The sequence below is a fragment of the Christensenella massiliensis genome, assembly GCF_040409835.1.
GTDB lineage: Bacteria > Bacillota > Clostridia > Christensenellales > Christensenellaceae > Christensenella > Christensenella massiliensis.
Map to the genome: position 1 here is coordinate 1,015,860 of NZ_CP117826.1, position 26,321 is coordinate 1,042,180.

Annotated in this window: 20 protein-coding genes; 4 read left to right on the forward strand and 16 right to left on the reverse strand. The window is 53.0% G+C overall.

Going from position 1 to position 26,321, the window contains the following annotated elements; translation table 11 throughout:
- Positions 1 to 65: 65 nt before the first annotated feature.
- The 10 genes from PUP29_RS04870 to PUP29_RS04915 all read right to left on the reverse strand — a co-directional run bounded on the left by PUP29_RS04870 (position 66) and on the right by PUP29_RS04915 (position 15,548).
- On the reverse strand, positions 66 to 1,823 hold the full coding sequence (locus PUP29_RS04870) for an L-fucose isomerase (RefSeq protein WP_353422785.1): 1,758 nt from the start codon (positions 1,821 to 1,823) through the stop codon (positions 66 to 68).
- A 139-nt stretch (positions 1,824 to 1,962) separates the two neighbouring features.
- Positions 1,963 to 3,126, reverse strand: a complete 1,164-nt coding sequence (locus PUP29_RS04875; protein WP_353423930.1) for a substrate-binding domain-containing protein — start codon at positions 3,124 to 3,126, stop codon at positions 1,963 to 1,965.
- Between the two features lie 63 nt (positions 3,127 to 3,189).
- The gene (locus tag PUP29_RS04880; RefSeq protein WP_079546876.1) at positions 3,190 to 4,200 is read right to left on the reverse strand and encodes an ABC transporter permease; all 1,011 of its coding nucleotides are present in this window, start codon (positions 4,198 to 4,200) and stop codon (positions 3,190 to 3,192) included.
- Positions 4,201 to 4,214: 14 nt separating this feature from the next.
- Positions 4,215 to 5,705, reverse strand: coding sequence for a sugar ABC transporter ATP-binding protein (locus PUP29_RS04885; protein ID WP_353423931.1), 1,491 nt, complete (start codon positions 5,703 to 5,705; stop codon positions 4,215 to 4,217).
- A 203-nt stretch (positions 5,706 to 5,908) separates the two neighbouring features.
- Positions 5,909 to 6,880 (reverse strand): substrate-binding domain-containing protein, encoded by a 972-nt coding sequence (locus PUP29_RS04890; protein WP_353423932.1) that lies wholly within the window; start codon positions 6,878 to 6,880, stop codon positions 5,909 to 5,911.
- A complete protein-coding gene (locus PUP29_RS04895) occupies positions 6,877 to 8,646 on the reverse strand; it encodes a cache domain-containing sensor histidine kinase (RefSeq protein ID WP_353423933.1) in 1,770 nt (589 codons plus the stop codon). The genes PUP29_RS04890 and PUP29_RS04895 overlap by 4 nt, the downstream gene beginning before the upstream one ends.
- A complete protein-coding gene (locus tag PUP29_RS04900; protein WP_353423934.1) occupies positions 8,643 to 10,214 on the reverse strand; it encodes a response regulator transcription factor in 1,572 nt (523 codons plus the stop codon). Before PUP29_RS04900 ends, PUP29_RS04895 begins: the two co-directional genes overlap by 4 nt.
- 174 nt (positions 10,215 to 10,388) lie before the next feature.
- The gene (locus PUP29_RS04905) at positions 10,389 to 12,860 is read right to left on the reverse strand and encodes an alpha-ketoacid dehydrogenase subunit alpha/beta (protein WP_079546871.1); all 2,472 of its coding nucleotides are present in this window, start codon (positions 12,858 to 12,860) and stop codon (positions 10,389 to 10,391) included.
- A 33-nt stretch (positions 12,861 to 12,893) separates the two neighbouring features.
- On the reverse strand, positions 12,894 to 14,258 hold the full coding sequence (gene lpdA / locus PUP29_RS04910) for a dihydrolipoyl dehydrogenase (RefSeq protein ID WP_079546870.1): 1,365 nt from the start codon (positions 14,256 to 14,258) through the stop codon (positions 12,894 to 12,896).
- Between the two features lie 15 nt (positions 14,259 to 14,273).
- On the reverse strand, positions 14,274 to 15,548 hold the full coding sequence (locus PUP29_RS04915) for a dihydrolipoamide acetyltransferase family protein (protein ID WP_353423935.1): 1,275 nt from the start codon (positions 15,546 to 15,548) through the stop codon (positions 14,274 to 14,276).
- 221 nt (positions 15,549 to 15,769) lie between these two features.
- Between PUP29_RS04915 and rlmD the strand changes: the two genes are divergently transcribed.
- A complete protein-coding gene (gene rlmD / locus PUP29_RS04920) occupies positions 15,770 to 17,116 on the forward strand; it encodes a 23S rRNA (uracil(1939)-C(5))-methyltransferase RlmD (protein WP_353423936.1) in 1,347 nt (448 codons plus the stop codon).
- 54 nt (positions 17,117 to 17,170) lie between these two features.
- On the opposite strand, the gene PUP29_RS04925 is transcribed toward rlmD, so the two are convergent.
- Together PUP29_RS04925 and PUP29_RS04930 are read right to left on the reverse strand one after the other, a co-directional pair.
- Positions 17,171 to 19,507 carry a hypothetical protein gene (locus tag PUP29_RS04925; RefSeq protein WP_079546867.1) on the reverse strand — a complete coding sequence of 779 codons (2,337 nt, stop codon included), beginning with the start codon at positions 19,505 to 19,507 and terminating at the stop codon, positions 17,171 to 17,173.
- A 12-nt stretch (positions 19,508 to 19,519) separates the two neighbouring features.
- Positions 19,520 to 20,593 carry a DUF916 and DUF3324 domain-containing protein gene (locus PUP29_RS04930; RefSeq protein ID WP_353423937.1) on the reverse strand — a complete coding sequence of 358 codons (1,074 nt, stop codon included), beginning with the start codon at positions 20,591 to 20,593 and terminating at the stop codon, positions 19,520 to 19,522.
- A gap of 302 nt (positions 20,594 to 20,895) precedes the next feature.
- Here PUP29_RS04930 and PUP29_RS04935 point away from each other — a divergent pair, with 302 nt between their 5' ends.
- Positions 20,896 to 21,114 carry a DUF6061 family protein gene (locus PUP29_RS04935; RefSeq protein ID WP_353423938.1) on the forward strand — a complete coding sequence of 73 codons (219 nt, stop codon included), beginning with the start codon at positions 20,896 to 20,898 and terminating at the stop codon, positions 21,112 to 21,114.
- Positions 21,115 to 21,193: 79 nt separating this feature from the next.
- Here PUP29_RS04935 and msrB read toward each other — a convergent pair whose 3' ends face one another.
- Genes msrB through PUP29_RS04955 form a run of 4 tightly spaced genes read right to left on the reverse strand, consistent with a single transcriptional unit; the run spans position 21,194 to position 24,347 of the window.
- Positions 21,194 to 22,306: a peptide-methionine (R)-S-oxide reductase MsrB gene (gene msrB / locus PUP29_RS04940; protein ID WP_353423939.1), complete on the reverse strand. Its 1,113-nt coding sequence runs from the start codon at positions 22,304 to 22,306 to the stop codon at positions 21,194 to 21,196.
- Between the two features lie 37 nt (positions 22,307 to 22,343).
- Positions 22,344 to 23,273 carry a TlpA disulfide reductase family protein gene (locus PUP29_RS04945; RefSeq protein ID WP_353423940.1) on the reverse strand — a complete coding sequence of 310 codons (930 nt, stop codon included), beginning with the start codon at positions 23,271 to 23,273 and terminating at the stop codon, positions 22,344 to 22,346.
- A 2-nt stretch (positions 23,274 to 23,275) separates the two neighbouring features.
- Positions 23,276 to 24,175, reverse strand: a complete 900-nt coding sequence (locus tag PUP29_RS04950; protein ID WP_353424060.1) for a 4Fe-4S binding protein — start codon at positions 24,173 to 24,175, stop codon at positions 23,276 to 23,278.
- A gap of 25 nt (positions 24,176 to 24,200) precedes the next feature.
- On the reverse strand, positions 24,201 to 24,347 hold the full coding sequence (locus PUP29_RS04955; RefSeq protein WP_165643166.1) for a CD1871A family CXXC motif-containing protein: 147 nt from the start codon (positions 24,345 to 24,347) through the stop codon (positions 24,201 to 24,203).
- A 147-nt stretch (positions 24,348 to 24,494) separates the two neighbouring features.
- On the opposite strand from PUP29_RS04955, the gene PUP29_RS04960 reads away from it, so the two are divergent.
- Together PUP29_RS04960 and PUP29_RS04965 are read left to right on the forward strand one after the other, a co-directional pair.
- Positions 24,495 to 25,172 (forward strand): response regulator transcription factor, encoded by a 678-nt coding sequence (locus tag PUP29_RS04960; RefSeq protein ID WP_353423941.1) that lies wholly within the window; start codon positions 24,495 to 24,497, stop codon positions 25,170 to 25,172.
- The gene (locus PUP29_RS04965) at positions 25,169 to 26,320 is read left to right on the forward strand and encodes a sensor histidine kinase (protein WP_353423942.1); all 1,152 of its coding nucleotides are present in this window, start codon (positions 25,169 to 25,171) and stop codon (positions 26,318 to 26,320) included. The genes PUP29_RS04960 and PUP29_RS04965 overlap by 4 nt, the downstream gene beginning before the upstream one ends.
- The last annotated feature ends 1 nt before the right edge of the window (position 26,321 follow it).

Here is a 26,321-nt window from a genome sequence, read left to right on the forward strand (position 1 = left end):
TGCGGCCTATTTATTGCCGCATCCTTTCTTGTTGGAGCTATATATAACAGGAAGGAAATACTGTTTCACTTATACAGGGGGCCATAAGTCCTGCAGGCGCGGTAGTCCGCACCCTCCCGGTCCTGTGTGCCGAACGCGTTCCATGCCGCCGGCCGGAATATCCGCTCCCCGCTCACATTGTGCATGCTCACCGGTATCCTCAGCATGCTCGCCAGCGTGATCAGCTCCGCTCCCACATGCCCGTATACCGACGCTCCGTGGTTCGCTCCCCAGTTCGACATCACGCTGTATACATCCCGGAACGCTCCCTCGCCCGTCAGCACCGGTGCGAACCATGTGCACGGCCAACCCGGGTCCGTCCTGTCCCAAAGCGCTTTGTTCACTTCCTCCGGCAACGCTGCCGTGTACCCCTCCGCGATCTGAAGCACCGGCCCAAGCCCTTTCACAAGGTTCATACGGCACATCGTAACAGGCATATCCCCCTTCGTCAGGAACGTCGAGGAGAATCCTCCTCCCCGGAAATATCCCACATTCGCAGGCGTCCATTTCGTCGCATCAAGGCACCTCTGCGCCTCCTCCTCCGTGATCTCCCAGAACGGCTTCATCGCAGGTTTCCCGTCCTTTTCCTGCTCGCCCGATGCGTCCAGCGAAGCTGCTCCTGAGTTGATCAGATGGATGATCCCGTTCTTCGCCTGCCCTTCCAGCTCATAGCCTGTCACACGCTTCACCGCCTCCGGACTCCAGTAGGTCCTCACATCGCTGAATACTGCCGCTGTATTCGTCACCAGATGCCCCAGCAGCATTGCCACACCGTTCAGGCAGTCGTTCTCCGTCGCCACCACAAGCGGCTTGCGGATCCCGTTCCAGTCAAAAGAAGAGCACAAGATAGACTCCATAAAGTCACCGTTCGGCATGAAGTCCGTCCACTGTCTTTGACCTTGGAAACCGGCCGCAATTGCATTATTCCCGTTTCCTTCTTCATTCCAGCCTTTTGCTTTCACTGCCTCGCTTCCCTGCATCATATCACGCACGATCAGCGCCATCTTTACGCAGTATTCCCACTCCGCGTCTTTCTGCTCCCGGCTGTGTCCGTTTTCTCCGTTGTAGATATCCTCATTCTCTTTGCAGTTCTCTTTGACCCATGCCAGCGCACGTTCATATTCTTCTTTGTCATAGATTTCATTCTCCACCCGCCGGATGATCTCGCTCATATCCTTATATTCGCACCGCATCCCAAGATATTCCTCAAAGAAATCCGGGTCTACCATGCTTCCTGCGATCCCCATTGCCACGTTCCCTACAGACAGGTATGACTTCCCCTTCATCTGCCCGGCTGCCGCTGCCGCACGCGCGAACCGCAGGATCTTTTCCGCTACATCCTCCGGTATCCGCTCATCATCTGCGTCCTGCACGTCCCGTCCGTAGATAGAAAAGGCCGGTATCCCCTTTTGCGCGTGCGCCGCCATGACCGCCGCGAGGTACACCGCCCCCGGCCGCTCTGTTGCGTTCAGCCCCCAGACCGCCTTCGGCGTCCTTGGGTCCATATCCATCGTTTCGCTCCCATAGCACCAGCACGGCGTGACCGTCAGCGTCGCGCACACGCCCTCCCGTTCGAATTTCTCCCGGCACCGCGCCGCTTCCGCCACGCCGCCGATCGTTCCGTCTGCGAGCACGCACTCCACCGCGTTCCCGTCCTCGTCCTTCACATTCCCGCTGATCAGCCTCGCAGCCGCATGCGCCATGCGCATCGTCTGCTCCTCAAGGCTCTCTCTGATCCCCTTTTCCCGTCCGTCTATCGTTGGTCTGATCCCGATCTTTACCATTGCTTCGTCTCCTTTTTCTTATTTTCCGCCGTATCGTTATAACTTCGTTCCGTCCTCCTGCTTGGAAGGACGGAACGAAGTTATAAAGGATTTTGGAGGCGGCTCCAGCCGCCTCCTTCGTGCAAGACAGTTTTTTTGCTCAATCATATACCAAATCCTTGATGTCTGCGCTGTCGATGTTCTCAGAATTGTACCATTTTGCTCCTGTATCAACATCTGATACTTTCTCTCCCTGCGCTGCTTTTACCGCAAGTTCTACTGCCTGATAACCGATCTGGTAAGGATCCTGCGTAACAGAGCCGAGGAACCAATTGTTGCGTACCGCTGTCTTCTGCGTACTGCCCGCGTCGAAGCCCGCTACCGTCAGATCCTTGTAGGCACCGTTCTCCCGGTCAAGATCCGCGCCGTCGTTCGTCGCGTTCAGGAAGCCTGTGACTGAGCCTTCATTGGAGCAGAACACGCCGATCAGATTTTCTTCCTGCAGGGCTGCGCTGCCAATATTTTTCAAATCCCCCGCATCTGTCGTGGGGGCGATATGTACGGAGACGATAACTGCCGGCGTCTGTGCAGCAGCCTGTGCATACAGGTCATGTCCTTCCACCGCTACCTGATCCGGAAAAATTTCTTCCGCAGCAGCTTTGAACGCCTCGATAAAGCCTTCTGTGCGCTGTGTGACCGAGGTGGAGGTCGCATCCTGTGAAAGCACCGCTACTCTCACCGGCTTTTCCGGCGTTGCAGCCTTTAATTTTTCCAGAAAAGCAGGGTCTTTCATCATTTCGTCTGCTGCGATGCCTGCCGCCGCTTTATTATCCGTCGCAGCTGTTGCAAGGACCTGTCCTTCCGGTGCGTCCGGAACACCGGAATCAAAACCGATGATCGGGATCCCTGCTGCCTGCGCGTCTGCAAGCTGCGACGTTACGGACCCGGTATCGAGCGCCGCGAGGCAGATCGCAGACGGATTCTTCGAGAGCGCGCTGTTCAGCATATCGACCTGCGCCTGAATGTCGCTTTCAGACGGCGGTCCTTGGAAGTTGATTGACACTCCGAGGTCCGCGGCGGCTGCGTCCGCGCCCTGCTTAACAACTTGCCAAAACTGGTGCTGGAATCCTTTGGCAACGATCTCTACTGTCAAATCTCCGGCGGCTGCGGGCTCCGAGGCCTCTGCAGACGCTTCAGCAGATGTTTCCGCGGAAGCTTCCGTGGAAGCTGACGCTGATGGTGCCTCTGCTGCCGGTGCGCAGGCCGCAAACAGAAATGCACATGCCAGAGCTACCATAAGAATACTGATCCATCTTTTTTTCATTTTTATTCCTCCTTCAGAAATAGCTTTCTTTATTGCAATCAGGGATTCCCTGAAAAGCACCGATCATACCGCCTTTACTTTATTAGCGGATCTCTGGCGGTAAATATCCATCAATACCGCTAATATCACGACTACACCGACAAAAAATGTCTGCCATTGAGGCTGCAGGCCAATCGAGGTAAGACCCATTTTCAAGACCGACATGATGAACACGCCGATCAGAGTGCCCGACATGGAGCCGACGCCGCCTGCGAGCGAGGTTCCGCCGATCACGACTGCCGCGATTCCCTGAAGCTCAAGCCCGTTGCCCGTTCCGGGAAGCACTGTCGTGTAGGTCGCCGCATACATCAGGGCCGCAAACCCGCAGAAAAGACCGTTTACCGTATAGACGAGTATGAGCCACTTTGAGGTGTTCACGCCGGAAAGACGGGCTGCTTCTTCGTTGGAACCGATCGCGAATGTATATTTCCCGAATTTCGTCTTGTTGAGCAGGAACATGGCGAGCAGAAAGAAGCCGGCCAGCCACAGGATCCCCGTCGGAAAGCCCTCCGGCGTTTTCAGGAATACAGATTTGAACCACCCGTCTACATCGGCTGCCGTGGGCCAGCGCTGCGTCTGTACCGACGTTACGATAGAGCCTAGCCCCTGCGAGATCATCATGGTGCCAAGCGTTGCAATAAAGGCGGGGAGCCTGAGCCGTGCGATCATGAATCCGTTCAATATTCCAAAGCCCGTGGGGATCAATATGGTAATGATGATCGCTGCAATAAGAGGCAGTCCGCAGGCGTTATACAGATAGCCGCCGATCAGCGCACCGCACATCATGATCGTTCCGATGGAAAGGTCTATCCCTCCGGTAATGATCGCAAAGGTCACACCAAGCGCCAAAAAACCCACAAAGTAAGATGATTCCAAAACATTCGTGATAAACGTGAGGCCGTTTACGTTATTTCCAAATACAGCTGCGATGAAGAAGAATACGAACAGAATGACGAGCGCGCCCAGCGCCAACAGCTTCTGCAGGTCGATCCTCTTTGTTCCCTGCTGTTTCAATGCTTTCGCTTCATTACTCATTGTTTCCACCTCTCTTAACTTCTTTGTGTAGCATATTGCATAATGCCTTCCTGCGTTGCTTCACTGATATCGATCTCGCCCGTTATCTTCCCTTCGCACATGACGAGCACACGGTCGCTCATGCGCAGAAGTTCCGGCATTTCCGATGATATCATGATGATCGACTTCCCTTCGCCGGCAAGCCGGTTCATCAGCTTATAGATCTCACTTTTCGCACCAACGTCGATTCCGCGCGTCGGCTCGTCGAATATCAGGATATCGCAATCCCGTACCAGCCATTTCGCAATGACTACCTTTTGCTGGTTGCCGCCTGAAAGGTTTCTGACAAGCTGCCGGATAGACGGCGTTTTTAGATCGAGTTTTTCCACATATTCCTTTGTGACCGCTGCGATCTTCGCTTCGTTCACTATGCCGCCGCTTACAAAATCGTCCAGCTTTGCCATAACGGTGTTGTCCGCCACCGAAAGCCCGATTGCGAGCCCAAATGCTTTGCGGTCCTCGGAAAGGTATCCGATCCCATTCTCGACCGCGTCCTGCGGGCTTTCAATCCGTACTTCTCTTCCGTTCACGAATATTTTCCCTTCGGTCTTGGGATCCGCCCCAAAAATCAGTCGCGCCGTTTCTGTCCGTCCGGCGCCCATCAAGCCGGCAAACCCTAAAATCTCACCTTTTTTCAGCTCAAAAGAGACGTCGCGGACCACCGGAGACGAAAGATGCTCTACCCGAAGGACCGTTGGAGCGTCTTTAGGAACCATGCTGTGCGTCTTTGGTTCCTCATAAATCGTACGGCCGACCATCATACTGATGATCTGTGCCATTTCCGTATCTTTCGTTCTTACCGTATCGACATACTGTCCGTCGCGCATGACCGTAATATCGTCTGTAATGATTTTCAGCTCCTCCATGCGGTGGGAAATATATACGATACCGACCCCTTTCTTCTTCAGATCGCTTACAAATTTAAACAGCTCGTCGATCTCGGAATTGGTAAGCGCTGCAGTCGGTTCGTCCATGATCAGGATATCCGCGTTGAGTGATATCGCTTTTGCGATCTCGATCATCTGCTGCTTCGCCACCGTAAGCTGTCCAACCGTTACGTCCGGCTCAATATCCAGATGCAGCGACTTCAAAAGCTCTTTTGTCATTTGAAGAGTTTTCTTTTTATCGAGCACAAGCCCTTTTTTAGGCTCCCGTCCGATGAAAATGTTATCCGCGACCGTCAGATGCGGCATCAGGTTCAATTCCTGATGGATCATGCTGATCCCATCCTCAAGCGCATCGGCCGGAGTTTTATAACTGACCTCCCGTCCTTTCACAATTACTATTCCGCTGTCTTTTTCATAAATTCCGGTGAGCACTTTCATAAGCGTCGATTTGCCCGCTCCGTTTTCGCCGACAAGCCCATGGACCTCTCCTTTTTTGAGTTCGATCTGCGCGTTATCGAGCGCGTGCACGCCGGGGAACCGCTTTTGGATATTCTTCATGCTTACCACTACTTCAGCCATATACTGTTCACCCCTTTATTAGACTTCATGTTCCCGCACGCTTTCTATGCCTATACTATAAAGGGTTGGAGTAAAAATGGTAATAAACAAAACCACACAAAACATTAAAGATTCCATACTCTTTAAGCCTTGTGTGGTTGCCCTTATTTTCTGAAAAGCGCTTCCTTATGCCCGTGTATACGGCGTCCTGCTGTGCTTTTTTGTTATACGAACGGATAAATCAGCTTTTGTATTTCCTCCTCACGCATATTTTCACGAGTCGCAAATGTAAAGCCAGTATCGATCACATTTTCCCGCAGCGTGCCCCGCGAAGCCTCTGCCGCAGCTTTAACGGCCGTATAGCCCATATTAAAAGCATTCTGTGCAGCAAAACCGTTTACGATCCCTTTTTCGAGCGCTTCATTTTGCGCGGCAGAGTGATCGAACGCATAAAAGTAAATACCGCTGCGTTCCGCTTCCTCGATCGCCTGCGAAACGCCTTCCGCCGAAATTTGGTTGGTCGCAAATATCCCCGTGATATCGGAATTTTCCTGCAAAAGCTTTGCCGTAGTCTCGTAGCTCCGCCGGGTACTGTCTCCGGTATCGTACACTCCTATGATCTCGATCTCCGGATAGTTGAGGATCGCGCGTTCAAAGCCGGCGATCCTCTGCTGCGCGGTCGTCGTCTGTCTCGCATGGGAAACAATTACCACCTTGCCGGCTCCCATTTCCCGTCCCATAACATCTCCCACATAATTGGCCGCCTCATAATTATCTGTTTTGACAAAGCAGTCCTCTACCGGTTCCCGAAGACCGGAATCTACAAGGATCAATTTGATCCCCTTTTCCTTTGCCTCTTTTGCATAAGGAAGCAGGGCATCCTGATCGACAGCCGCTAAAATGAGAACATCCGGTCCCTCTGCAATCGCGCGCTGCACAGCGGCAATCTGCCCCTCCGTATCGTCTTCGGACAGCGCGCCGTCCACCTTTAAATCGACCCCGAATTCCTTGGCGCCCTCTTCCGCCCCCTTTTCGAGCTGCTCCCAAAATTCAAAACCAGACTGCCGCGATTTTACGATAAGCGCTGCATCGACCTTTCCTGCTGTCATATCCCTCTGGAACAGGAATATCCCGAATGTAACGAATATGCCCGCCAGCAGGAATGCGATTACTGTATAAAATACTTTCCTGCTCATCTCGGTTCCTTTCCCTTTCTTGCCGGGAGTGTGATCGTAACACGCGTTCCCCTGTGGTACTCGCTTTCCACCCTCATACCATATTCCGGTCCGTAATAAAGATCGATCCGTTCCTTGATATTGTGCATCGCTACGCCGCCGTGGCGTATTGGTCTATTTTTCCGCCTTGGTTCAAATATGTGCTTCAGTTCATGCGGACGCATTCCTCTTCCGTTATCACTTATGATAAAAATCAGCTTTCCATCTTCTACAAAACCCCGTATTGAAATGGTCCCGCCATCCGGCTCGTTCTTGATCCCATGATAGATCGCATTTTCTACGATCGGCTGCAGGAGGAGCTTGGGCATGGTAAACGGCAGCGCGGCTTCTTCGACCTCAATATGGTAATCCAGCGTTTCATAACGCATTTTTTGGATCACAAGATAGCTGCGGACATGCTCCACTTCCTCCTGTACGCTTATGATATCTTTTCCCGCAGACAAAACGATACGGAAATAATTTGCCAATGCGACTGTGATCTCTTTGATCTTTTCGTTTCCCGTTTCTTCGGCTATCCATACGATGGAATCCAGCGTATTATACAAGAAATGCGGATTGATCTGAGACTGGAGCGCTTTCAGCTCGCTGGTACGTATCATTTCCTGATCGACAACGATCTGCTTCATAAGCTGTTTTACATTTCCTGTCATCGCCGAAAGAGAGCCTGCGAATTTCTCAATTTCCTCCGTACCCTGTATGGCAAAATCTGCGTCCAGATTACCTGCCTCTACCTCATTGACCGCAAGCTCGAGCCGTGAGAGCGGCCGCGTGATATATTCGGCAATCTTGACCGCTCCGATAAACGCGGCCAGCACCATGACCAGCGTAAAAATGATATAGAGTGTGATCATCTCGCGTGCCGATGCAACGATCTCATCAAGATAGGATACTCCGACCATTTTAAATTCAGTATTCGGGATATCGCTGATGCTGTACAGTTTGTTTTGCTCCGGAAATTCCAGCGTAGTGCTCTGCGTGCTTAATACCTGCGCGGTTTCCTCTGTTTTCAGACCCGAATAAATCAGTTGGAGCTGTGGATGATACACCATTTGTCCTTCCGAATCGATCACAAAAATATAAACCCGTGTTCCAAGACTGATATCGTTTAGGATATCGTCTATAACACTGTAATTCAATTCTACCAGCTGTGTGCCGATCACCTCTCCTGTCGCGGTGTTTAGTATGCGCTGAGCGAGAGAGAGCACCCACGGATTTTCCTTTTCCGTCATGACGCGCACCTGCGTGCCCGTTAAGGCCGGCTGTCCCGCCTTATAATTTTCCATATTTTGATACCATTTATCCTGCGTAATATCATAGTTCTTCTTCATACGCAGGTTTGCCGGAACATAGACGGGCCGATTTTCCCGGTCAAAAATAAAGATGGAAACAATGTTTGCATCGATTTGGGGAAGATAGTTGAGAAAATTGCTGAAATTCGTCCGGGTGAGCCCCGCATTTTCCGCATCCGGATCCTTCAGATAGGTCAAAACGTCCTGATTTGCATTGATGATCTCGGAAATACTTTCAATATTGCTGATGTAGCGCCCTATGTTTTTTCCGACCTGAGACAGGATCACCTCTGTATCTGCGATCGTCCGTTCCCGCATACTTTCATAGGAATAATAATAGGAAAGAACGCTCATGATAATTAGGATCGCTATCATAAACAGGGAAAAGCATAAAATGATAATCGTTGAGATGCGTTTCGGAACGCGCGCCTTTTTCATTTTCTTTCCTTGAATTGCTTGGGAGATACACCTATTATCTTCTTAAAAACCGAGCTGAAATAGGTTTGATGCGTAAAGCCCACGTCCGCGGCCACCTCATACACCTTGCTTTCCGGCTCCTCCAGCAGTTCGACAGCACGCGCAATACGGAATTCATTCAGGTAGTCTACAAACGTCTTTCCGGATTCTTTTTTCAGGATCATGCTGATATATCCGGAGGAAAGAAAAAGGTCTTCGCTGCACTTTTTCAAATTCAAATCGCTGTCTCCATAGTTTTTTTCAATATATTGAACGATCTTCAAAAACAGCTGCCCGCTGCGCGACCGCATGGCGGATACATAGGAAAGCGTCTCTTGATAAAGCTTTTTCACCCATTCCTCCGCCTCTTCCAATGTCTCGAATTGTTCCAGTCTTTTCACCGGATCGAATAACACAGCACCGTTCCTCGTCTCAATATGTAAACGTGAGCTCACGGATTCCATTGTGTTCGACAAATTCAAAAGCAGGCGAAGCAGCATACTTTTGCAACGTGTCACATCCGGCGTTGCCTCCCGCAGGCGGGAAAAGAACTCTTCGATCAGCCTCTTGCTTTCTTCCGCATCGCCGGAATACATGACAGCCAAAAGCTCTTTTTCGATCTTCTCTGGATATTGAAAATCTGCAGCGCCGTGTGCTTTTACCTCCCCGTAATGAATAATATTTTTTTCGGAAAGCACAAAGGTGCATTCAAGCGCCTCCCGTGCCTGCTCTGCAAGCTCAGGAAGCTTTGCGAGCGTTCCTTCCTCGGAAACTGCAAAATCTACGGGGATCTCGATAAAATCCAGAATACTATGGTAGATATCGGCCAGAAGCTCCTCCAGTCCGCGGAGAGTGGCGCATGATACCACCATAGCCAGCTCGTTTCGGTAGGTTTCAAAGGCAAAGCCCATACGAGTATCGCGCAAAAGCTCTTCTGCAATATTCAGGATCGCAAAGCCTGCAAGATCATCGGCCGCTGCATCAGCCCATATTTTACACCGCGACAGATAATCCTTCATGATGACAAAATAGATGTGCTCGTCTTGGATTTGCGCATAATCCAGAAACACCGAAAAGTCCTGCCCCGCACGCGCTTCACGCCGCAGTGCCGCATTCAGAACGGCAGCAGCGGCTTTACTTTCGTCCGGCTTTACCGGTATATTTTTTTCCCGTTCCTCGGCAATTTTTTCGATCTGCTTTTTTACGACATCCTCCACCATTTCCCGCGTGATCGGCTTGAGAATATAGTCGTCAACGCCGGCGCGCAGGGCGCTGCGGGCATATTCGAAATCATCGAAGCCGGTAATAATAACGATCCGCATCTGCGGATATTTCTGCTTGACAATACTGGCAAACTCAAGGCCGTCCATTTTCGGCATGCAAATATCGAGCAGAATAATATCCGGTACATTTTCAAGCACCTGCTCCAACGCTTCCACGCCGTTTTCCGCTTCGGCCACCATTTCTATATCAAGCTCGTTCCAATTGATGCTCTTCTTGATACCCCTGCGCACAAGGGCTTCGTCGTCGACGATCAGAATACGGTACATAAATCCCCTTTCCCCTCTCCAACAGATGGGTTGTTCACATTTTATTCTCTTTCTGCGCGCCGGTCAAGTCTCAATACCGTCCGGATAGACACGCCCTACCGAAAACGCCTGCAAAAACGCCGCGGACAACACAAAAAAGGAACGGCATGCGCCGTTCCTTTTTTATCCTTGGCGTTATACGCCTTTCTTATCGTTTTCGATCTGCTGGAGGATCGTCTGGTTTGTCGTGCACGTATGGCCCGGCAGCGGCATGATGCGCTCATGCACCGCATCGATGATCCATTCCGGCTGCGGGAAGAAGTATTCTTCCAGCTCGTGCGCCGGCGTGATCCAGTTCTTCGCGCCCACAACGACCGGCGGCGCGTCGAGGTAATCGAACGCCATCTCGCTGATAGACTGCGCAAAGTCTTTCAGGTGCGAGCCGCGCTCGCAGGCGTCGCCCGTCACGATGATCTTGCCCGTCTTCTTAACGGATTCGATGACCGGCTCGTAGTTGAACGGTACAAGGGAGCGTGCGTCGATGATTTCCGTAGAGATACCGTATTTTTCCTGAAGGATATCCGCTGCTTTCGTCACTCTGTACAGCGTTGCGCCGACGCTCAGGATCGTGAGGTCTTTTCCTTCGCGTTTTACGTCCGGCTCACCAATTTTTACTTCATAATATCCTGCCGGTACTTCCTTCTGGAACATTTCGCCGAGGTCGTAGGTTCTCTGGCTTTCAAGGAAGATGACCGGATCCGTTCCGTTGAGAGCTGCGTTCAGCAGGCCTTTCGTGTCATAAGGCGTTGCCGGGAACACGACCTTGAGGCCCGGAATGTGCGTGCACAGCGCCGACCAGTCCTGAGAGTGCTGCGCGCCGTATTTGGAGCCAACCGAGCAGCGGAGCACAAACGGCATTTTCAGAACGTCGCCGCTCATTGCCTGCCATTTTGCCATTTGGTTGAACACCTCGTCGCCCGCACGGCCGATGAAGTCAAGATACATCAGCTCGGACATCACGCGCCCGCCTGCCATCGCATAACCGACGGACGTACCCACGATCGCCGCCTCGGAAATTGGGGAGTTAAAGAACCTGTGATACGGAATGGATTCCGTGAGGTTCGTATATGCGCCGAATGCACCGCCCCAGTCGCGGTTGTCTTCACCATAGGCAATAAACGTCGGGTCCTGATAGAATTTATCAATCGTCGCTTCGAAAATCGCGTCACGGTTCTGGAAGGTTCTGTTTTTGGAGACCGGTTTTCCGTCCGCTTCAAACGCGCTTCTTACTTTCTTGGCAAGCTTCTGCACGCGCGGGTTTTCTTCCTTCGGCATGAGAACGTCGGGCTTTCTCGTCGTATCCATGCTTGGGATCTCAAGATTCGTAAACATCATATCCGCAATCGCGTTCGGGTCTTTGTCAAGGTTGATACGCGGAGAAATGGTCTCGTCTTTGCCGAGCTTCACGGCCCACGTCATATCTCTGCGGATGCCCAGTTCAATCTCTTTGAGCTCTTCCGCCGTTGCAACACCTGCTTCGATCATCTGCTCTCCGAACACCTTGATGGAGTCGATCTCCGCCCACATCGCAATCTCTTCTTTCGTACGATAGGAGGACGAGTCTGACGGACTGTGGCCGGAAGTCCTGTAGGTCACGACGTCGAGGAGAACCGGTCCTTTGCGGTCTTCAATGATTTTCCGTTTACGGCGGTAAGCGTCGATTACTGCCAGCGGGTTCATACCGTCGATGCGCTCCGCATGCATCTCGTCCGGGTTCACGCCTGCGCCGAGACGCGCCACTTCGCCGTAGCCCATCGTTTCTCCGCTTGTCTGACCGCCCATGCCATAGCTGTTGTTCCAGATGTTGTAAATAATCGGTAGGCCTCCCTTGTGATCTTTATCCCACAGGGTGTTGAACTGGTCCATGGAAGCAAAGTTCATGGATTCATAAACCGGACCGCAGCCGATGGAGCCGTCGCCGATATTGCAGACGACCATGCCCGGCTTCTGGTTTACGCGCTTGAAGAGCGCCGCGCCTGTCGAGATTGGAGCGCTGCCGCCTACGATCGCATTGTTCGGGAAAATGCCAAATGGAATGAAGAATGCGTGCATCGAGCCGCCGAGGCCGCGGTTAAAGCCCGTCTGGCGTCCCCACGTTTCAGCGACCATGCCATACAGCAGGAATTCGCGCGCCATATCCTTTACCGCTTTATACTGTGTATGCTCCTTTACGACCGCGAACGTTTCGCCGTCGAAGAAGTTTTCCATGATTTCCATCAGCTGGTCGTCGGAAAGCTTTTCAATGCAGGACATGCCCTTCGCAAGAATTTCGCCGTGGCTTCTGTGGGAACCAAAGGTAAAATCTTCTACGCCAAGCTCGAACGCCTGACCAACATAGGCCGCTTCCTGCCCGATGCCAAGATGGGCCGGACCCGGGTGGTTATATTCGATGCCCTCATACTGTCCCGTCGTTTTAATGGAATTGAGCATCGTCTCAAATTCACGGACGACCCACATATCCCTGTAAATATTCTTGAACTGTTCCTTTGTGAAGTTCTTTACTTCGTCTTTTACCGTTTTCTGATAGACGTTCATCGGGATATCCTTGAACGTGATCTTGCCCGGTTTTCTCATCTTTTTAGGCTCGATTACCAAACTTTTCGTCATTGTTTTTCTCCTTTATATAAATTCACTAATCATTTACAGCTGGAAAATCGCTTCGCGAATGATCTCGCTGACCGTCGGGTGCGGGAACACGATTTTCTTGATCGCTTCGATATTCATTTCCTTATCTACGAGAGCGTCTGCTCCCCAAATGATCTCGGAAGAATAATTCGTGATCATGTGCACGCCCACGAGCTTGTTCCATTTATTGTCGACGATGATCTTGATGAAGCCGTTGCCGCCTTCGTTCTCCGCAACGTAGCGCCCCGCAAACTGCATCGGTACTTTCTTGATAGTCACGTCAAGCCCTTTCGCCTTTGCGCTCTGTTCCGTTTCGCCCACTCCAGCAACTTCCGGATTCGTATAGATGACGCCCGGGATCGCATTATATTTCATAATGTCTTTTTTGCCGAGCATATTGTTCACTGCGACTTCTGCTTCGCGGTAAGCCGTATGCGCAAGCATGGACTTCCCGTTCACATCGCCCGCCGCATATACCTCCGGCAGGTTCGTCTTCATGCGTTCATCCGTCACGACCGCGCCGCGTTCCGTAAGAACGCCGATCGTCTCAAGGCCGATGCCCTGTGTATTCGCTTTGCGGCCGATGCACACAAGCGTTTTATCGCATTCTGCTTTCTGCTGCTTGCCCGCTTCCTCGTAAACGACTGCACCCGCTTCTATCTTCGTGACCTTGCACCCCATCTTGAATGTGATGCCCTTTGCTTCGTAATTCTTTTTCAGCAGCTTCGCAATGTCCGAATCGATCGGCCCGCCGATCTGATCGAGCATCTCGATGACTGTTACCTCGCTGCCCGCCGAATTGAAATAGCTTGCCATTTCGAGGCCGATCACACCGCCGCCGATCACGACCAGCTTTTTCGGCACCGCTTCGATATCCAATATCTCGCGGTTCGTAAGCGCAAACCCTTTTTCAAACTGCTCGTACAGCCCGTCGATCGGGGGCATGGCCGCCTCGCTGCCCGTTGCAATCAAGAGACGTTTACCTGCATAGATCTTGCCGTCCGCTTCCACTTCATAGCCGTCCGGCCCTTTCCCTTTGATGACGCCCGCTGCTTTCACCCATTCTACCTTGAGTCCTTTCAGCATGGAGGCAATGCCGCCTGTCAGCGTCTTGACTACTTTATTCTTCCGCGCGACGACTGCCGGATGGTCGATCTCGATTCCCTTGCATTTCACGCCGTATTTATTGCCATGCGCCGCGCCGTCCTTCAGCTTTGCCGAATACAGGAACGTTTTCGACGGAATACAGCCCTCGTTGAGACATACGCCCCCTACGTTCCTTTTTTCAATCAATACTACTTTCATGCCCTCATGCGCCGCGCGCTCGCAGGCAAGATATCCCGCCGGGCCGCCGCCCAGCACTACCAGATCGTAACTCATTTGCTTTACCTCTTCTTATTTTGCCAAAAGTGCCATGAAGTTCTCCAGCGTCTTGCACAGCTCCTGTGCAAACCGCGACGCCGGCGCACCGTCCAGCGCCCTGTGGTCGTACGTCAGCGATATCCCCATCGCCTGATACGGCACCGCTTCCCCGTCCACCATCTTAAGACGCGTCTGGATATTGTTCACTCCCAAGATGCCCGTCTGCGGCGGGTTGATCACCGGTGTGAAGTGCTCTACCCCGAACGTTCCGAGGTTCGATACCGTGAACGACGCCCCGCTCAAAAGGTCCGGCGAGATCGTCCCCTCCTGTGCCTGCTTCGCAAGCTCCTTTGCCTTGAGCGCGATCTCGTTCAGCGACAGCTTGTTCGCTCCAAAGATCGTCGGCACCAGCAGCCCTCTCGGCGTATCTACCGCCATACCGAGGTTCACGTCCGTGAAGTATCTCATCTTGTCTCCGAGAAAATGTGCGTTCAGGTCCTTATGCTTCGGCAGCACGCGCGATACCGCGTACAGGATGATATCGTTGAACGTGATGTTCGCCAGCCCAATCTTTTCCGCGTTCTCTTTCACGAGCTTGCGGTATGCCATGATCTGTGTCGCGTCGAACGAGAACGAGTGCGTCAGCTGCGCCATTTCCGACAGCGATGCGTGCATCGATTTCGCGATTACCTTCCGGATATTCGGCAGCGGCACATCCTCATATTCTGCCGCCGGCGCCACTGCTTCCGCTGTGCTTGCCGCCGCTGGAGCCGCAGAGACCATTGCATCCGCGCCGAGCTTCGAAAGCGTTAAGATATCACGTTCGATGATACGACCGTTCGGCCCCGTCGGAACTGCCTTTTTGATATCAAGATTCTGGTTTTCCGCAATGCCTCTTGCACGCGGAGAGATCTTGATGCGTTCTCCCTCCTGTATGCTGCCCGTCGCAGCGGCAGCCGGAGTTGCCGCAGGCGCTGCCTCCGCCTGTGCCGCGGACGCTTCCTGCTGAGCCGGAGCTGCCGCTTCGCCGCCGATCGTCGCCGCCGCTGCAAACCCGGACACATCCTCGCCCGGCTCTCCGATCACGCATACATTTTCAAGACACGGAACGTCGTCTCCCTCTTCCGCCAGAATCGCGAGCATCGTACCGGATATCTTGGCTTCTTCTTCAAAGGACGCTTTATCCGTTTCATAGGAAAAAAGGATGTCGCCCTCCGCTACGCTGTCCCCTACCTTTTTGTTCCACTTGGTAATGATACAGCTCTCTACAGACTGTCCCTGTCTTGGCATGATTACCGCTGTTGCCATCGAATTTACCTCCGTCGTCATTCAATTTGTTAAAATGTACCAAAATTGTTAATTTTACATGTTAAAAACGCTTCATTCAACAATTTCGGACACATTCTTGTTAAAATTTAACATTTTTATGTTCTCATTGTAACAAATACCTCTTCTCTTTGTCAATGCATTTCACTACCTTTTATGAGGTTTTCCTATCACTTTTTTCTATCTTCTGATATAATAACGGTATGAAAAAAAATGATTGGATCGAACTTGATATCGACGACCTCGGCACGGACGGTCAGGGGATCGGGCACAAAGACGGAGCGGCTGTTTTTGTGGACGGCGCCTTACCCGGAGAAAGGGTGCGTGCAAAAGTGATCGCGCTGAAAAAAAATTATGTTGTGGGCAAACTGGAGGAGATCCTATCTGCCTCTCCCATGCGCGTCAAACCGCCCTGCCGCGTTTTTGGAAAATGCGGAGGCTGCAGTTTGCAGCATCTTTCCTATGCTGCACAGCTTCAATTCAAGCAAAATTTTGTCCGGAATTGTATCCAGCGCATCGGGAAGCTGGAGCTTCCCGTCAATTTTCCTTTGCCCGCGCGCAATGAATACCGTTACCGTAACAAAGCGGCCTTTCCGGTGCAAAAAAACGGGGAGCAGATCGACATCGGTTTTTATGCGGCGCATTCGCACCGTTTGATCGATGTGGACGACTGCCGGATACAGCCGTCCGCGCTCCGCATCGTGATGTCGCAGCTGCGGGTATGGCTCGTAAAAAACAAGGTTTCCATTTACGATGAAAGTACGCACACCGGGCTTCTGCGCCACATCGTCCTGCGTGAAAACAAGGCGGGCGAGCTTATGCTGATCCTGTGTATCAACGGGGAGGATATTCCGAATAAGGCGCACCTTATCATGCTGTTCGAATTTGTACTTCCACAGGTGAAATCTATCATACTCAGCTTCAATACAAAACGAACCAATACTATCATGGGCGGCCGCTCTGTATGCATCTATGGCAAAGACTATCTGTTCGAGACGCTGTGCGGGCTTGAATTCCGCATCGGGCCGCAGACCTTTTTGCAGGTCAATTCCGCGCAAACGGAGGCTCTTTACAACACGCTGCTGCGCATGCTCGCCCTTACCAAGGCCGATACCGTCCTCGACCTTTATTGCGGTGCCGGAACGATATCGCTTGCCGCCGCGCGACGCGCAAAAAGGGTGATCGGTATCGAGCTTGTGGAGGAAGCCGTGGAAAACGCAAAATTTAACGCCAAATTGAACGGCATTGAAAACGCCATTTTCTTTGCCGGAGATACCGCCCGTCTGCTTCCGTCCGTTTTGGAACGCGAAGCCGTCAGCACCGTGATCGTCGACCCACCGCGCAAAGGGCTCGACGAGGCTGTTGTACGCGCGCTCGCCGCGTCCGGCGTACCGAAGATCGGTTATGTTTCCTGCAATCCGTCTACGCTTGCGCGCGATCTTGCCTTGTTCAGCGAGCTTGGCTACAGCGCGGGCGTCGTTCAGCCTGTCGATATGTTTCCGCAGACGACGCATGTGGAGTGCGTTGTTGTTTTGTCCTGTAAAAATTAAGGAATATAAAAGCCGTATCCAGATTTTTGCCGGATACGGCTTTTATTTGTTATTTTACGGTGCGTCCACCAGCGTCCATTCGATCGTGGTTTTATAGGTCACGCCGGGCTTTCCCTCTCCGCCGTTCAGCGATACGAGTATTCCTTCATTTTCTTGCCACCGCACTTCATTCAGCGCTGTGTTCCCCGTCGTTCCCTCCCGGACTACAACAGATCCATTCTCAAGCGGATGCGTTCCTCCCTCTTCGTCTATAAATACAAGCGCTTCCGGGAGTGTAACGCTGCTTCCATTATACAGCCCCGTGAGCGGATGAGCGGCTGCGGCCTCTATCCTCCACATGCTTCCCGCTCCGCGCGTATCATACACGGACATAGCCCAATCCGCATCAGTCCTTTGCACTGTTTGCGGCAGCGCTGATATCGTTGTTTGAAACAGAATATCCGGAACTGTTTCGAATTCAAGGACCGCCGGAGGCAGCTGTACAGCATTTTGTTTCTGTACTTTTAAAAAATCAGAGTGGCATAATGTCAGTATCTTTGTTCCCACGCTGAGAGGCGCATCTGGTATCGCCATATCATACCGTCCGGATGAATCCGCTTCAGCCGAAAGCTTTTGGGCCGTTCCTGCATTTTGATAGCCGGCCTGTATCTTAGCGCCTGCTCGGCTGCTGCCCGATATACCGATGCTGTTCGTATACACCGTATCAGGTTCGAGCGTATAGCTTCCCATCGCCAGCATCGGCATCGCATAGGTATTGAACGATGCAGCGTTAAATTCCGCGGTAAATGGATCGTCTTCCGTCCGGTTCGATATAACGGCGGACGTTACGCCGGAAGTATTCAGGACCGCTTTCAGCTCCATTGCTCCCGAATCATTTTTGTTCCAGATATTTTTCGGCATATTTTCCATGCTGTCGGTAAAGCCTTTATCCGTATCCCATACATTGACTGCCTGTATGGAGCCCTCTATAGCCGCTGTTCCGGAATTTGTTGTAATGAGCCGCCCATTTGGATTATAGAGCAGAATCCTTCGCGGGGCATCCAGCTTCATCACGCCGCCCGCATTGTAAAAACGAACCAATCCATTCGAGCTGGTATTCGCGCCTCTTTTCACGCTCAAGGTTCCTCCCTCGCGCACCGTCACCGATGAATTTACATAAATGGAGGGATAGTCTCCCGAATTGCTCGTCTGCGCGACCGTAAGAGTACCGCCCGGCTGCACTGTTATGGACTCTACACGATGCCCGCTGTGCGTAAAGCCGACCTTGGTCGTGACGGATAAGGACGCATTCGTTCCGACCGTAACTTCCGGCTTCTGATTCGCAGTGCTGCCGGAGCCTTCCACATAAATAAAGCCATAGGGAGAATTGGCGGAATTGTGAACAGCCGTTACATTCGCCCCGTCCAACACTTTAAAATATTGATTGCTTCCCGAATTCCCCGCAAGCCAGAACATTGCGTTTCCGCCCGCCGTATTCGTAAGCGTTGTATTGCCGCCTATCTCAAGCTGCGCCAGCTCCGCGATCTCCTGCGCAGGGTCTCCTCCGGTATTCGCGATCGTAATGGACGTGTCGATATAGCGTACCAGTCCCCGACGGTTATAGGAAAACTGCGGGCCATGGTAGGAAACGTTCACATAGCTGGTCGTTACCCCGCTGTAGGAATCCGAGACCGTAAAGGCGCCGTAATAATTTTTTCCGGCGATCACAGCATCTTTTACCGTCAGGCTGAAGCCCGATTGCTGAGGGCGGATCAAGTTGCCTTGTCCTCCCGCAATATCGCTGACCGTATGCCGTCCTGTTCCACCCTTCGGGTGTCCGACGATCGTGAGTTTGCTTCTGCTCGCATGGATCGCAATCCCTCCCGGCTCATAAACGATATCTCCGTTCAAATAAACGGTGTCTATCCCCGCATAAGTACTGTAATCTGTCAAAACTGTTTTAAGGTCTGCAAAACTGCTGACCATTACCTCGTTTGCGGCGAGTCCATCTGTTATGATAGAAGCCGGCATGAGCACGGCATTCTCTTCCGCGTCCGGCACAGCCTCTTCCTGCTCTATAAGAGTTGGCTCCATACTTGTTTCAGGACTTGCCTCCGGTTTTACTTCTTCATCCGGCACGGGTTCACCTGTCGCTTCAGGCTCTGTATCAGGGCTTACCCCGACATTTTCTTCCGTTTCGGGGGGATCGCTTTTTTCCGGCGCTTCCTCCGGCACCGGCGGCTCCTTTGGTTCTTCTTCTGAGTTAGAACCTTCTTCAGAAAAGCCCTCTTCTCCGTTCCCAACTTCCGCCTCAGAATAGGCCAACGCACTTCCGGCAAACGTCAGTGCCATCACTATCAGGAGAACGGCTGCCAAGACCGGAAACAGTTTTTTTCTCGTTTGCTTCATCATAATATATCTTTCTTATTTTCGTCTTCCCGCTCTGGTATTCTCATCCGGATCATTCCTCTTTTTTCTCTTGACTGCGGCAAGCAGCAGAAGCAGGATCACGATCAATACAATGACTAAGACGATAAGCAGGATCCCCCACCATGGCAGGCCCGGCTCTGTATCAACAGAACCAGTTGCGATCTCCTGCGCCGCCTGTGCGGTTATTTCAAAGGGCATATCCATTTCCCAAGTTCTGCCGTCCATTTCCATCTCAACATGGCTGACATATTTCCCGGGCTGGAGTTCTTCTTCCCATAGAATCGGATAAGGGAGCACGGAATTCGGCGCCATATCAACAGTCGCTGCGGAAGTTTTTACTGCTTCCTGCTTTCCGTCACGGAATACTTCGATCGCGAGCGATATATCCTTTGCGATCGCCGCTTCTCTGTTCCGGATATAGTGAGTGACTGCCGCATGGTAGTTTTCTATCCCCGGAACAGCTTCGACCGGCTCGAATTCAGGCAGCACTTCCACATCTGTTTCAGACAGTTTTATGCCGACTACATAGCTGTATTCGTTTTGAATCACTACGCCCTGTTTTGTTTCCTCCGCAGCTTCCGGTTCTTTCTCCTGTGTCAAAACGATCCCGCCAAGTACTGTGCCGTCATATAAACTTCGGGGCATAGAAACATGTATATACGCCGTTTTTTCACCGCCAGCCGGAATAGTAAGCACGGGAGTCTTTACTTCCGCGATCTCCGAAAATGGTATTTTCAGAGTCTCATCCTTTTTATCCGGTGTTTTATAATCGATGATACCATTCGCGTTCGTAGACGCGCTGATCGCCTCTGCCCGCACCTTTATTTCTTTCGTACCCTGATTATATACTGTGACTGCCAAATCCTGTTCTTCCTCCGGCTGCATGCGCAGATCAAAGTAGGATACCGTCTCATTGATTTGATTCTCCGGCAAAACCGCGCTGACTGCGAATGTCACCTGTTCCGGTTCCCCGGAGGCATACGCCGCCGGAACTGATCCGAAAAGCAAAGCCGCAGCCAAGATCAAAGCGATAAACCACTTGCTTATTCCAATTTTTCTTTTTTTCATATATCCGTTTCTTCGGACCGTTTCCATTTTCTTTTATCCCCACTCAAGTCTTGGGCTTTGATTTAGGGTTATAAAATGCACTCTCGATACGCTTTTTGTCCACATAATCCACGTATTTCGGGCTGTACATAGGTTCCTTACGAATTTTGTAGCCGTTTTGTAGCCAGCTATTTTATACGTACTAACCGTTCGCAACGACTTTCTTTGAATGATTTGCAGCGGGTTTCGATATGATTCCCGCCAATAATCACCCGGAAATTGACCGCCTGATTCACCTCAAAAAACATCCTGGAGGTATGACCATGAGCAAACTTATATCCTGTCAATTCAACATAGACACGGCCTGCGTGGAATTGGTTTTTGACGATGGAAGCCGGATTTCCATTGACTTCACCGCCGTTGAAAACGGAGTTGCCGATAACCGCTTCCAGCGGTCAGAGCTGGATTATCTGATCTACAACGACCCGCTTGCTTATGCCGATCTGATTCTGAACAGCAAGCTGAACGTCCTGTTTGAATAAACCGACATGAGCATAAACGACAGCATCCCGGTTCATAATGATTGGGCCGCTGCTTATTATATCATTGTATTTTGCGAACTCATTCCTCGAACAGATACAGGAGGTATCCGTAGCCCTCGGCCTCCATTTTTTCATAGGGGACGAAGCGCAGGGCCGCACTGTTGATGCAGTAGCGCACGCCATTGGGGGACTCCGGATCGCCGGTGAACACATGACCAAGGTGAGAATCTCCGGCGCGGCTTCTGACCTCCGTGCGGCGCATCCCGTGGCTCAGATCCTCTTTTTCCACTACGGCAGGGCCCTCGATGGGCTTTGTGAAAGCCGGCCAGCCGCAGCCGCTCTCGTACTTATCCGTGGAGGAAAAGAGCGGCTCGCCGGTGACGACATCCACATAGATGCCCTTTTCAAACTTGTCCCAGAACTCGCCCGTGAAGGCACGCTCCGTGCCGCTCTCCTGCGTAACACGGTACTGCTCCGCCGTCAGCTTGTCCCGGATGGATTCCGCCGCGGGCTTCTGATAGTCGCCCGGATCGATGCGCAGCCGGGAAAACAGCTCCATCTCCGCGCGCGGGATGTGGCAGTAGCCGTTCGGGTTCTTTTCGAGGTAGTTCTGGTGGTACTCCTCGGCGGGGTAGTAGTTCTTGAGTGGGCCGATCTCCACGAAGAACTTTTCATTGCGTCCCCGCTCGATTTCCGCGATGCGCTCCACCGTTTCCTTCGCGCTTTCGTTGGTGTAATAGACGCCGGTCTGATACTGGCTGCCCCGGTCGTTGCCCTGCCGGTTCTCCACCGTGGGGTCGATCACATAGAAGTAGGCCAGCAGCAGGGCGTCGAGACTCACCTGTTCGGGGTCATACTCCACCCGCACGGTCTCCCGAAAGCCGGTCTCGCCCTTGCAGACGGTCTTGTAATCGGCGTCCGCCTCGCAGGTGCCGTTGGCATAGCCGCTCTCGGCATCGATGACGCCGGGGATGGACTGCATCAGCTGTTCCAGGCCCCAGAAGCAGCCGCCCGCCAGATATATGACGTTTTCCGTGGTATCCATATACATGCTTCCTTCACCGGACATATCAGAGGGCTGTCCGGTCATTTCCTTCTCGTCCGTTTTCTGCGGCATATTTTTCTGCCCGGCAGTACAGCCGCTCAGCAGCAGTACCGCGGTGAGCAGAAGCGGCAATACGCTCCGATACATGGTGTATCCCTCCTTCCTGAGGAGATAAATCCGTTTGTCAACCCATATCGGCGGCAAGGGCCTGGTTGATGAGCTTTTGCAGCGTCTCAGCCTGCTTCTTTTCCGTAATAGCACCTACGATGGGGTCACCCACGATATTGCCGTTGCGGTCAACCACATAGGTGGTGGGGTAGGCAAAAATGTTTGTAGTGAACTTGCCAGCCTCGCCGTCGGAAGCGAAATACACATTCTGGTAGGTCACGCCCTTCTTGGCCAGTACATCTTTTGCTTCGGAAATTGCCGCTTCGTCGCCATCCAATGTGAAGGTGTTGACACCGATGAGTGCGCCGCCCTTCTTCGCAAGCTCCTTGTTCAGTGCGTCCAGCTCGGAAAGCTCGCCCACGCAGGGATTGCAGGTGGTGAACCAGAAATTCACCACGGTGACGGCATTGCCGGAAAACAGCTCCTTGCTCTTCACCGTGTTGCCGTCCAGGTCTTTGCCCTCAAAGGCGGGGAACTTCTGCATGCTGCCGTCATCAGGCGGCGTGGTCATGTCGCTGCCCGCGGGCACGCTCATAGCGCCATCCTTAGATTGCTGTGCCGCCTCGGGGTACTTTTTCTCAATCATGGTCAGCTTGTTTTCAATCTCGCGGATCTTCTCCGCCGCCTCCTTGAGCAGCTTCAGCTCATCCTCCGTAAACTGATCTTTGGAACCTTCGATGGTGTCCAACAAGAACTCACCATAGTTTTTGCCGTCCTCCTGCATGGTCATGCCCTTGTCGGCCGCCATGAAAACCTTTTCCCAAAGCTCGGTGTTTTTTCCAAGAATCGCGTTTTCCTGCTCCATCAGTTCCTTGTACATGGCGGCCGCCTCCTCGGCGTTTTTCGGCTCGCCGTCCTTTTTATCGCCGCCCGCCGCACCGCAGGCTGCCAGAGAGAAGACCAGCACAGCGGCCAGCAGCAAGGTTACCAGTTTTTTGACGTTCATTTTTATTCCTCCTGATTCATGTCGTTGTTTTTCTGCGGCGCTTTGGCCGCAAGGGTTTGCTTATCTTGACCGTCTCCAAAGCCGTAGCGGAAGCAAACGGCACCTGTGGGACAGGCGCGTATACACATCCCACAGCGGATGCACTCGGTATGGTTGGGCGTTTTTGTCACGTCCACATCCATCTTGCAGGCTCTGGCACATTTCCCACAGGAGACGCACTTGCTCTTGTCCACCTTCATCTGGAAGAGGGACACACTGTTAAACAGCGCATAGAACGCGCCAAGCGGGCACAGCCACTTGCAGAAGGGACGGTAAAATACGATACTCAGCACGATCACCGACAGCAGAATGCTGAATTTCCAGGTAAACAGGCTGCCCAGCGCCGCCCGGATGCCGGAATTGGCAAGGGACAGCGGGATGGCTCCCTCCAGCACACCCTGGGGGCAGAGGTATTTGCAGAAGAACGGGTCGCCCATGCCCACATCGTTCACAAGGAACGCCGGCAGGAGAACGACCATCACCAGCAGGACAGCGTATTTGAGGTATGTCAGGGGCTTGAGCTTCTTTGTGGAGAGCTTCTTTGTCGGGATCTTATGCAGCAGCTCCTGAAACCAGCCGAAGGGACAGAGGAAGCCGCAGATAAAGCGCCCCAGCAGCACGCCCAGCAGAATGAGAAAGCCTGTGATATAATAGGAGAAGCTGAACTTGGACGAGCCCACCACCGCCTGAAACGCCCCGATGGGACAGGCTCCGGAGGCCGCCGGACAGGAGTAGCAGTTCAGCCCCGGCACGCAGACAGTCTTCCCCGCCCCCTGATACAGTCCGCCCTTGAGGAAATTCGGCAGATGCAGGTTGGTCAGCAGCGTCGCCCCCGCCTGAATCCAGCCCCGGAAGCGGGACATGGTCTGCGAAACGCCTGAAAACTTTTTACCCAATGCCCACACACTCCAGACATAATTTGATTGCTTTGCTCAGCACTGTCGCCGCCTCGCCCCGCCAGACACCAAAGCACAGCATGGCGGCTCCGGCCATCAGCAGCACGATCTGCGCCGCGGCCTTTTTCCCGCAGCTCATTTTTCATCACCCTTTCCGATTTTCTGCCCCCATCATAGCGCGGGAGAGTTAAAGTCTCTGTTAAGAACGAAAACTTAACGCAAACCTTATCTGTTTTTGCTATAATGAAAGCAACACAAAAACGGAAAAATAAAAAGGAGGGCTCTCATGCACCTTTTAGTAATTGAAGATGAACGCGCCCTGTGCGAGACCATCGTCCGCAGCCTGCGGCGGCTGGCCTACAGCGTGGACTACTGCTATGACGGGGAAAAGGCGCTGGCGCTTCTGGGCGTGGAACGATACGATCTGGTGCTTCTTGATCTGAATCTGCCGAAAAAGGACGGCATGACGGTGCTGCGCACCCTGCGGCAGACCGACCGGGAGACGCGGGTGCTGATCCTCTCCGCCCGCAGCGAGGTGGAGGACAAGGTGCAGGGCTTGGATGCCGGGGCGAACGACTATCTGGCGAAGCCCTTCCACTTGGCGGAGCTGGAGGCCCGCATCCGCAGCCTGACATTGCGGCAGTTCACCCAGCAGGATGTGCTGCTAAGCTGCGGAGGTCTGACCTTTGACACCCGCTCCCGTACCGCCGCTGTCAACGGGCAGACGCTGACGCTGACCCGCAAGGAAACGGGAATCCTGGAATACCTGATGGCGCATCAAGGAAGGCCAGTAAGTCAGGAGGAGCTGATGGATCGCGTTTGGGACAATAGCGTGGACAGCTTCAGCAATTCCATTCGCGTCCACATCTCCGCCCTGCGCAAAAAGCTCCGCGCCGTGCTGGGCTATGACCCCATCCGCAACCGCATCGGCGCGGGCTATCTGATGGGAGGCGAGGAGGAATGAAGCGGCTTTCCTTGCAGTGGCGCATCACGCTGATGTCCGTCCTGCTCATCGGCATCACCTGCGTGGCCATGAATTTGCTGCTGTGCTCCTCCGGTGTGTACTATATGGACACCATTGCGGACAGCTTACAGGGCGGCGGCACGGTGATCCTGAATGAGGGCGGCGCGGCGAGCTTTGACCCGCAGCTCATAGCGCCCAACGAGGAGTTGACCATCGTCGTCGATGGGGTGCAGGGGCGCTTCCGCACCACCAACTGGTATATCACGGCGGCGGTAACGCTGCTCAGCGGCATCCTCGCCTATTTCGTCAGCGGACGCGCTCTCAAGCCCCTGCGCAGCTTTGCCTCGCAGGTGGAGCAGGTGCAGCTGAACAATCTTGCCGATATGAGGATCGATGAGGACGCTATTTCGGAGTTCCGGCAGCTGAGCCGCTCGTTCAACCAGATGCTGGAGCGACTGAACAACGCCTTTTCCGCCCAGCGGCAGTTCACCGGCAACGCCGCCCACGAGCTGCGCACGCCACTGGCGCTGATGCAGGCGCAGTTGGAGCTGTTTTCCGCGGAGCATCCCGATGTGCGACCGGAGACGGCGGAGTTCCTCACGCTTTTGCGCGAGCAGACGGAGCGGCTGACGCAGATGACCAAGACACTGCTGGAGATGAGCAATTTGCAGCAGGTGGCGCGGAACGAGCAGCTTCAGCTCGCCCCCATGGTTGAGGAGATCTTAACGGATCTTGCGCCGCTGGCGGAGAAGCGAAGCATCACGCTGGAAGCGGAGGGCGACGCCGCTCTCACCGGCAGCGACGCGCTGATCTATCGTCTGCTCTTTAACCTGACGGAGAACGCCGTCAAATACAACCGTCCCGGCGGCTCGGTGCGGGTCGAGCTTGCGCAGGGGCAGGAAAAGTGCATCATTCGCGTTTCCGACACCGGCTGCGGCATCCCGGAGGTGTATCAGCGCAGTATCTTCCAGCCTTTCTTCCGGGTGGACAAGTCTCGCAGCCGGGAATACGGTGGCGCAGGACTTGGGCTCTCACTGGTATGGGAGATCGCCGACCTCCACGGCGGCTCCGTTTGGGTAGAGAAAAGTTCGGACAAGGGCACGACCATCGCGGTGGAGCTGCCAACGCAACAATCAACGAAGCCCTAAA